General features: G+C 71.6%; 1 pseudogene. It reads left to right on the top strand.

The annotated features are described in order from the left end of the window. Positions 1 to 232 (top strand): annotated as a pseudogene (locus H926_RS28335) (LysR family transcriptional regulator); the annotation flags it as partial.

Raw genomic sequence — 232 nt, 5'->3', positions numbered from 1 at the left:
GCGCCATTATTGGGAGGCGATGATGCAGGCCGCCACCGGCGCGCCGCCGCCCCATGTCGGCATCGAATGTGGCTCGGTGCTCACCGTGCGGCAATTGCTGGTGGGGTCTGATGCGCTCACCCTGCTCAGCCCGGCGCAATTGGCGGTAGAGCTGGACGTGGGCCTGCTGGCGGCGCGGCCCACCCCGGTGCCGGTGCGCCGCACGATCGGGATGACGCACCGCGCGCTGTGG

It is taken from the genome of Novosphingobium sp. B-7, from assembly GCF_000410615.1.
Lineage (GTDB): Bacteria > Pseudomonadota > Alphaproteobacteria > Sphingomonadales > Sphingomonadaceae > Novosphingobium > Novosphingobium capsulatum.
Note: the sequence above shows the minus strand (reverse complement) of the source record. Positions and strands in the feature narration are given on the sequence as shown.